The organism is Synechococcus sp. B60.1, assembly GCF_047462555.1.
Taxonomy (GTDB): Bacteria; Cyanobacteriota; Cyanobacteriia; order Thermostichales; family Thermostichaceae; genus Thermostichus.
The window spans coordinates 51576-59207 of the sequence record NZ_JANSJN010000001.1 but is presented as its reverse complement, the minus strand read 5'-3'; the positions used below and the strand labels follow the sequence as shown (position 1 = coordinate 59207).

Annotated in this window: 7 protein-coding genes; 3 read left to right on the top strand and 4 right to left on the bottom strand. The window is 61.6% G+C overall.

The window, feature by feature from the left end:
- Positions 1-165: 165 nt before the first annotated feature.
- Entirely contained in the window at positions 166-387 is a 222-nt protein-coding gene (locus NW863_RS00285) for a DUF3134 family protein (protein ID WP_414363784.1), read from the bottom strand.
- 97 nt (positions 388-484) lie between these two features.
- Complete coding sequence (locus tag NW863_RS00280; RefSeq protein ID WP_414363783.1) at positions 485-1822, bottom strand: UDP-N-acetylmuramoyl-tripeptide--D-alanyl-D-alanine ligase; 1338 nt, start codon at positions 1820-1822, stop codon at positions 485-487.
- A gap of 104 nt (positions 1823-1926) precedes the next feature.
- On the opposite strand from NW863_RS00280, the gene NW863_RS00275 reads away from it, so the two are divergent.
- Positions 1927-2190, top strand: coding sequence for a hypothetical protein (locus tag NW863_RS00275; RefSeq protein ID WP_414363782.1), 264 nt, complete (start codon positions 1927-1929; stop codon positions 2188-2190).
- Between the two features lie 164 nt (positions 2191-2354).
- Complete coding sequence (locus NW863_RS00270; protein ID WP_414363781.1) at positions 2355-4289, top strand: FAD-dependent oxidoreductase; 1935 nt, start codon at positions 2355-2357, stop codon at positions 4287-4289.
- A 15-nt stretch (positions 4290-4304) separates the two neighbouring features.
- Here the strand turns inward: NW863_RS00270 and secF are convergent, their stop codons facing one another.
- A complete protein-coding gene (gene secF / locus NW863_RS00265; protein ID WP_414333455.1) occupies positions 4305-5300 on the bottom strand; it encodes a protein translocase subunit SecF in 996 nt (331 codons plus the stop codon).
- Positions 5297-6643: a protein translocase subunit SecD gene (gene secD / locus NW863_RS00260; RefSeq protein ID WP_414363780.1), complete on the bottom strand. Its 1347-nt coding sequence runs from the start codon at positions 6641-6643 to the stop codon at positions 5297-5299. The genes secF and secD overlap by 4 nt, the downstream gene beginning before the upstream one ends.
- Before the next feature lie 363 nt (positions 6644-7006).
- Here secD and NW863_RS00255 point away from each other — a divergent pair.
- Positions 7007-7632, top strand: a 626-nt coding sequence (locus tag NW863_RS00255; RefSeq protein ID WP_414363779.1) for a hypothetical protein, incomplete at its 3' end; no start/stop codon positions are given.

Sequence of the window (7632 nt, the reverse complement as noted above, 5' to 3'; positions counted from 1 at the left end):
AAAAAAAGATCCCTTGAGGCTGAGGGATCCGTTACGCTTGTTTGCATCTATTGTTTTGTTTGCTCAAGTTAGCGATCCACTTGCAGCGAAAAAGCCGACGCCCTCGACGTGTCGGGCGAAGGGATCAACGAGCTGGTGATCTCGTAACGATCTCGGCCGTCGTGCCTACTCTTCTTCTGTCTCGAAGTCCTCGTCGTACCCATCGCCGATCAAATCGTCGATATCGTCGATGTCTTCTTCGAGGACAATGTCAGGGACTTCGATGGGCTGCTCGATCAACCGGCCTTCCTGGCGCAACCAGTCGAGGATGGAAATGCTACCGGGTAAGGGCAGCACTACTGGAGGCTGATCGCGAGGTTCTTCCCGCAGAGAAGGGTTGTGGTACATGCTGTCCGGAAGAAGTGCAGCTATGAAGAGGGTGTGGTTAAGCTCCGGGTCGATGGCCTCGATAGGAGGCCGCTTATCGACTGCTTTTTAGCTTAGCTTATCCCTGCCAAGCCTGCAAAAAGCGGTGTAGCACCCGCTCCAGCTCGACGGCCCGCGCCGCCTTAAACAGCAGTCGATCCCCTGCCCGCACCTGCTGCTGCAAACCCTCCACCAGGGCAGAAGCTTCCTCAAAGCGTTCAACCTCGGCGGCTGGCTTTTCGTCAACCAGTGGCTGCATCTCCCTATCGGGATCCAAAAGCCAGACCCGCTCCAGTCCCAAGGAGGCAGCCGCCCGACCCACCTCTGCGTAGAGCTGTGGGGCATGCTCCCCCAGTTCCCGCATTGGGCCGAGGATGGCCCAGCGCCGTTTTCCCGCAGTTTGAGCCAGCAGGTGCAAAGCCGCGATCATCGCTTCCGGCGAAGCGTTGTAGGTCTCATCCCAAATCTCCACGTCCCCAGCCAGCTTGAGATGGCGATTGCGCCCCTGCAGAGGCAGCGGTAGGTCAAGGGGCTCTTGCAGGCGCTCCCAATTCAGCCCCAAGCTGCGCACAGCCGCCAGCACCCCCATCCAGTTGAGGGCGTGGTGCCTTCCGGGCAGGGGCACCGGCAAGGTCAGGCCCTCCACGGTTACGGTTTGGGCTTGTGGATCCCATGCTCCTCGCAAGTCCCCTTGGGCGAGGCCATAGGTGAGGGTTTGTCCCGACCACAGGCTGGCGGCAGTGGCCAACAGCAAGGGATCCTCACCATTGAGTACAGCCACCCCCTGCCCCAACTCCTGCAGCAGCTCACACTTGGCAGCAGCAATGGCCTCGCGGGATCCCAGCCTGCCGATGTGGGCGGTGCCGATGTGAGTAATCAAGGCATGGGTGGGGCGAGCCATCTGCGCAAGGCGGCGAATCTCGCCAGGGCCGCGCATGGCCATCTCCAGAACGGCAAACTGGTGTTCTGGTTGCAGCCGCAGCAGCGTTTGCGCCACCCCAATGTCGTTGTTGTGGTTGGCCTCGCTTTTGAGAACACTGCCGTAGCGCAAAAGAGCAGCCGCCAGCATTTCCTTGGTGGTGGTTTTGCCTGCTGAGCCGGTGATGGCCACTACCGGGATGGAAAATTGCTCCCGCCAGGCTCTGGCAAGGCGCTGATAGGCAGTCAAGGTATCGGGAACCTGGAAGTGGGGCCCCTCCACTGGCCGCTGGCTGATGACAGCAACGGCTCCCTTGCTCAGGGCTTGCGGAATAAAGTCGTGCCCGTCGAAGCGTTCTCCCCGCAGCGCCACAAAAACGGATCCCGGCTGCAACTGACGGCTGTCGGTGCAAAGGGCCTGAACCGGCAACCCCAATAGGTGGGGATCTCCCTGCAAAGGGACTTGCAGCAGGTCGGCCACAGTCTGCAAGGTCAGCATGGAGCAGCAGGCGGAGACAGGCTATCGCGTAGGATACCAACAAAAGCCCAATCCAGCGCCAGGCACCGACCCAGCCCTTGCCATCCAGGGCTCAAAAGTTGCTTATGCCCGATTGCACCTGGTTGGATCCCCTTGTCCGGCACTTCCATCTGGGGGATCCGGAGCCACCCGCAGCCATTCAAGGGGGGCCTATTCATCAACAAACTTGGAAGCTCAACACGCGCAGGGATCCTTGTATCGTCGGGCGCCTCCATCCCCACTTTGATCCTGCTGTCACCGAAGATGACCAGGCCGCTGGCCAGTGGCTGAGACGACAAGGCTTCCCCGTTTCTCAATTTTGCCGGGCCTGCGATGGATCCCTGCCCTAGGCCTAGGGGGAAGGAAGGCGCACCTGGATGGTACTGCACGTCAGCGAAGCTGCTGCTACTCTGGATGGGGAGGTAGGGTATGCAACCTCTTTAACAGCTCTTCTCAAGAAGGGTTCTCCCGCTAGCATTGCGGAAGAAAGCTTGGGGTGTGAGGCAAAACTGAGGTGAAGACAGCCGGTAAGGGGATCCCAGCGGCGCGGCAGCAACTCAGCCACAAACGAGCTCTGGGGCTGGGGCTCCTGTCACTGCTGAGCTTTGTGGCCGGGATGGGGTTCGCCGCCCTCTCCCAGCCGGAAGGGGGATCTCCCGTTGCCCCCCTAGAGCCGGAAGTGCCCCGTTTTACGGCCCACGGCTGGCCGCTGCTGGATCCCCTGCCGCCGCCGGACGAGATCTGGGAGTGCGAGCTGGTGGTGGTGGGCGGATCCCTGGGAGGCGTGGCGGCTGCAGGCCAAGCCATGCGGGGGGGTGTGCAAACCTGCCTCATCGAGCTCACCCCCTGGCTAGGGGGGCAGATCACCTCGCAGGGGGTATCGGCCCTCGACGAGTCCCTTCCCATGCGGCAGCGGGGCAATTTTTCCCGCCACTGGCTGGAGTTTAAGGCCCTGATCGAAAGTCAGCCGCTGCATCTGCCCGCCTGGACAGGGATCCCGCCGGGAACCCGCGTGACCAAGATCAACAGTTGCTGGGTAGGGGGGCTGTGTTTTCCGCCCCAGGCGGGTCTGCAGGCGGTGGAAACCTGGCTGCGGCAGGCGGCTCAGTCTGCTCCCCAGAGTCGCTGGGCCACCCAGACCGCTTTTAAGGGGGCCACCTTCAGCGCCGACGGCTCCCGCATCGAGAGCCTCTACGCCGTGCAGCGGCAGCCGCGGGATCCCAATTTTGTGCCGCCAGGGCGGCTGTGGCGGGAATTGGTGAGCTGGTATAGCTGGCAGGAGACGGAAGTGTTTGCCAAGCGGGTGCTGCGGCTGCAGGCGCCACCGGGCCGCCACCTGTTTGTTATCGACGCCACCGACACCGGCGAGCTGGTGGGCTGGGCGGGGATCCCCTACCGGCTGGGCTCAGAAGGGCGAGATCTGACGGGGGAGCCCAATGCCGCCCCGGCCAGCAACCCGGAGTGTACCCAGGCCTTTACCTTTCCCTTCGTGCTGGCCATCCACGACGATGGCGGGCGCTCCCGCGCCGAGCTGGCCCAGTTGCAGCCAGGCTACTCCCGCGCCGAGCACCGCCGCCAGTTCGACCTGGAGGGGTTTCCCACCTTCAGCGGCCAGAGCTTTTTTAACTACCGCCGCATCGTCAGCAAAGGCCGCACAGATCCCTTTTACGGCACCCCGGTTCCCGGGGATCTAACCCTGGTGAACTGGAACCGCGGCAACGACTGGGGGATCATGAACCCGCCCCTAATCCTGACAGAAGAGCGGCTGGTGGCCTCAGGGCAGCGCCACAACTGGCTGGGGGGGCTGGACGTCTCCGCCCTCAAAGATGGAGAAAACCACGCCCTGCTCTTTGCCGAGTGGCTGATGGAAACTCAGTCCCGCACCGGCTATCCCCTCTCGTTGGTGTTTGCCGAGGACTCTTTGCTGGGCACCCGCTCCGGCCTCAGCCTCTACCCCTACATCCGAGAGGGGCGGCGCATCCTGGGGCGAGCTGCCTACGGCCAGGCGGAATTCCAGATGCTGGAGCAAGACATCCGCGTCGGCACCAGCGGGGGACGGGACTTTAGCCCCACCGCTGTAGGGGTGACTCACTACGCCATCGACATGCACGGCTGTCGCTACCGCAACTGGGAGCCTTCCCTGTCGGCCAGCTCGGCGCCCGTCAACGAGTTTTCCGTCCGCCCCATCGTCATCCCCCTAGAGGCCCTGATCCCCCAGAAAGTGGATAACCTGCTCATCGGCGGCAAAGGGATCGCCGTCAGCCACATCGTCAACGCCGCCACCCGCACCCATTACGGCGAGTGGACCATCGGCTCAGCAGCGGGGCTCATCGTAGCCTGGTTGCACAGCCAGGATCCCGGTTTGATCCCGGCCCAGATTGTGCCGCAGGGCAAGATGGCCGACTTGCAGCGCTACCTGGTTGCCCACGGACAGCGGCTGCACTGGTAGGCAGTTGCCGCCGCCCTACCCCTCTGCGCCGGAAGGCAGCGCCTCGGGATCCCCTTTTCCGCCATAGCGCCGCTGCCGCCACCACACCAGCAGAGGGCTGGCGATGAAGATGCTGGAATAGACCCCCAAGCTAAAGCCAATGAGCAAAGCAATGGCAAACCCCTTCAGGGTGGCTCCCCCAAAAATGGCAATGGCCACCAGGGGCAGCATCGTTGTCAGGGTGGTGTTCAAAGAGCGGGCAAAAGTCTGGTTTAGAGATAGGTTCACCACCTCGGCAAAGCTGACCTTGCGGCTGACCAGACGCAGATTTTCCCGGATGCGGTCGTAGATAACCACCGTGTCGTTGACGGAAAAACCAATGATGGTTAGCAGCGCCACCACAAACAGGCTGTCCACCTCCATGCCCACCGTTAGGCCCAAAAGGGCAAACAGACCTGTTGTCAGCACCACATCGTGCAGCAAGGCCACAATGGCAAACACCGCGTAATCCCACTGGAAGCGCAGGGCCAGATACACCACAATGAGCCCAAAAGAGATGAGCACAGCCACGAGGCCGGAACGCAAGAGCAAGCGCCCCACCGTCGGGCCTACCGTCTCCACTAGGTTGCGCTCAAAAGGGCCTACCTGTTGCCGCAGCGTCTCCTCTACCGCTAGGCGCTCCTGCTCAGTCAAAGGGGGCATGCGGATCAAGGCTTCCTGACTGGTCTGGGTGTCCAGTTGGATGATGCTGCTGCCCAGGTTGTGTTCCTGCAGCGCCCGCCGCAGCTCTTCGGTGGTGACAGGCCGCTCAAAACGCAGATCCAGCAAGGTGCCGCCGGCAAAATCCAGCCCCAGCCGCAGCGGTGTCCCTAGAGAGGCCAGAGAAAAGGCCATGCTGACCAGCCCCACCAGCAACACCGCCAGGGAAAGGGTAAACCAAAGCTTGCTGCGCCCGACGATGTCGAAGCGGTAGTCAAGCAACCGCCGGGATCCCACCGCCGGATCGGGGGGGGATAACTCTTGCGCCGTCATGATTGAGCCGCCTCCATGCGAACGCCGTAAAACTCAGGTTTGCGCAGGGCAGGGATCCCCATTGCCGCCAGCAGCAGGGTGCGGGTGCAGGTGATGGCCGTGAAAAAGCTTACCAGAATGCCAATGGCCAAGGTGACGGCAAAGCCTTTCACCAGCCCCATCCCCAGCCAGAAAAGTACGCCACAGACCAAAAGGGTGGTGACGTTGCTGTCGAGGATGCTGCTGAAGGCGCGATTAAACCCTTCCGAGATGGACTTATAGATGGACTTGCCCGCCCGCAGCTCCTCCTTGATGCGCTCGAAGATCAGCACGTTGGCATCCACCGCCATGCCGATGCTGAGGATAAAGCCGGCGATCCCTGGCAGGGTCATGGTCACCCCCAGCAGTTGGAACAGAGCAAACGTACAGAGGGCGTAGATGAGAAGAGCGAGGTCGGCAATGAGCCCCGGCAGGCGGTAGTAGGCCACCATAAAGACAAAAACCAGCACCAGGCCGCCAATGCCGGCATAGAGGCTGCGGCGCACGCTCTCTTCCCCCAACGTGGCCCCGACGGTGCGGTTTTCAATGACGCGAATGGGAACCGGCAGCGCCCCCGCCTTGAGCTTCACCGCCAGATCGGTGGCGGTTTCCACCGTGAAATTGCCCGTGATCACCGCCGTTCCGCCGGTAATGCCGGTGCGAGCAAACTCCGGCCCCACGATGGGGGCGCTGATCAGCACGTCGTCGAGAAAAATGCCAAGCGGACGCCCTGTTCCGGCCAACTCTCGGGTGAGCTGAGTAAACTTTTCTGCCCCTTCTGGCTTGAACTCCAACAGCACTTCCCAGCTCTGGGATCCGCGACGAGGGGCTTGGGGATAGGCGTTGCGCAGCAGATCCCCTGTCAGGCCGACCCGTTCAAACAGGGCGTCGGGATCCTCCCCCGCCGTTATCTCCCCCCGCTCGTTGCGGGGCAGGGCGCTGACCGGCACCAAGCCCTTGCGAAACTCCAACTGGGCCGTATCGCCCAAAAGAGCAATGGCCCGATCCGGATCCGCCACCCCCGGCAGTTGTACGAACAGGCGGTCTTGGCCGCTGATCTGCACCAGAGGCTCGGCCACCCCCAGGCCGTTGATCCGCTGCTGGATCACCGCCTCCACCCCCTGCATCACCTCAGAGGTGATCTCGGGTACCTCTTCCGTAGGCAAAGCCTGCAGGGTGAGCTGCGTCCCTCCTTTGAGGTCAAGGCCAAGGCGAACTTCGCGGCTAAAGCCCAGATAGACGAGGGCAGCCACCACTGCCAAGATAAAGAGCAGCCCTCGCAGAAAAGCGAGGCGACTGAGCCACAAAGCTGGAGATCTGGCCATACTGCTGAAAAAGTGAGGAATACGGGCGCACTCGATCCGAGGCCCTCAGGATTTCGGCACCTTTTGATCCTATCGCACACGGGATCCCCCACCTGACCCGTTGGAAAACGGCAGCGGCAGGAGCATCCAAGTAGGGTTTCTGGGGATCCGCTGCAGAGGCAACCGCGAGCTTCTCAGAAGATGGGCGCTCGGCTGCCGAGCCAAGCAAGGAGAAGATAAAGTTGAAAGCCGCTAAACAAGCGCTGTCCCCTCTTGGTTTGTGCTAGCCCTAGGGCTAGGCTATTGCCATCTCAGGGCAGCAGGCAACATCTGGTGCATTTGGCTCTACCCCGACATCGGCGAGTTAAGGGAGGGAAAGTTGAGGTGAATTGGAGACGGACTTACTATCTCCCTGGGTTGCTCTCGGCTCTGGCTCTAGGGGGATCCCCCGCCTGGGCCGGAGAGTATTTCACCGAGGAAGTGACCAGCCCTAGCCTGGAGATCATTCACGGCTGGCGGCAGGAAGTGTACGGCATTAACGTCACCATCACCAACACCAGCCTGGGATCTTTTCGGGTGCCGCTGGAAATCGATATGGAGGATCGAGCTAGCTGTGAGCGGGCCGACTTGGTGCTGACGAACAATCGCATTATGCCGATGGGATCCTTTCAAGACTGCATTCTCAACATCTTTCCCTACCTGGATAAATTCATCAACCAAGAGGTCGCCAGCATTCGGGTCACCCTCAAAGGGCCGGCCCCCCTCCTGGAAATTCCCCTGGAAGAGCCGGATCGGCTGATCTTGGCCCAGGTGGCTAACCAATCGCGGGAGGCCTTTGTCTTCTTTCAGCAGGAGTTGGCCCGCGTTTTGGAGCTCTTGAAGCAGTCGGATCCCGGCCAGACCAAGACGGCCCCAGCAACAGCCAGCCCAACACCGACTGCTGCCGCCGAATCTGCGCCCAACCCGGGAGATTTCGTAATCGTGGGATCCATTCGAGAAGAACGGGTAGG

Bases quoted from the DNA above. Each gene is read 5' to 3' on its own strand.
- secF (WP_414333455.1), bottom strand. From the start codon at position 5,300: ATGACGGCGCAAGAGTTATCCCCCCCCGATCCGGCGGTGGGATCCCGG.
- NW863_RS00280 (WP_414363783.1), bottom strand. From the start codon at position 1,822: ATGCTGACCTTGCAGACTGTGGCCGACCTGCTGCAAGTCCCTTTGCAG.
- secD (WP_414363780.1), bottom strand. From the start codon at position 6,643: ATGGCCAGATCTCCAGCTTTGTGGCTCAGTCGCCTCGCTTTTCTGCGA.
- NW863_RS00275 (WP_414363782.1), top strand. From the start codon at position 1,927: ATGCCCGATTGCACCTGGTTGGATCCCCTTGTCCGGCACTTCCATCTG.
- NW863_RS00285 (WP_414363784.1), bottom strand. From the start codon at position 387: ATGTACCACAACCCTTCTCTGCGGGAAGAACCTCGCGATCAGCCTCCA.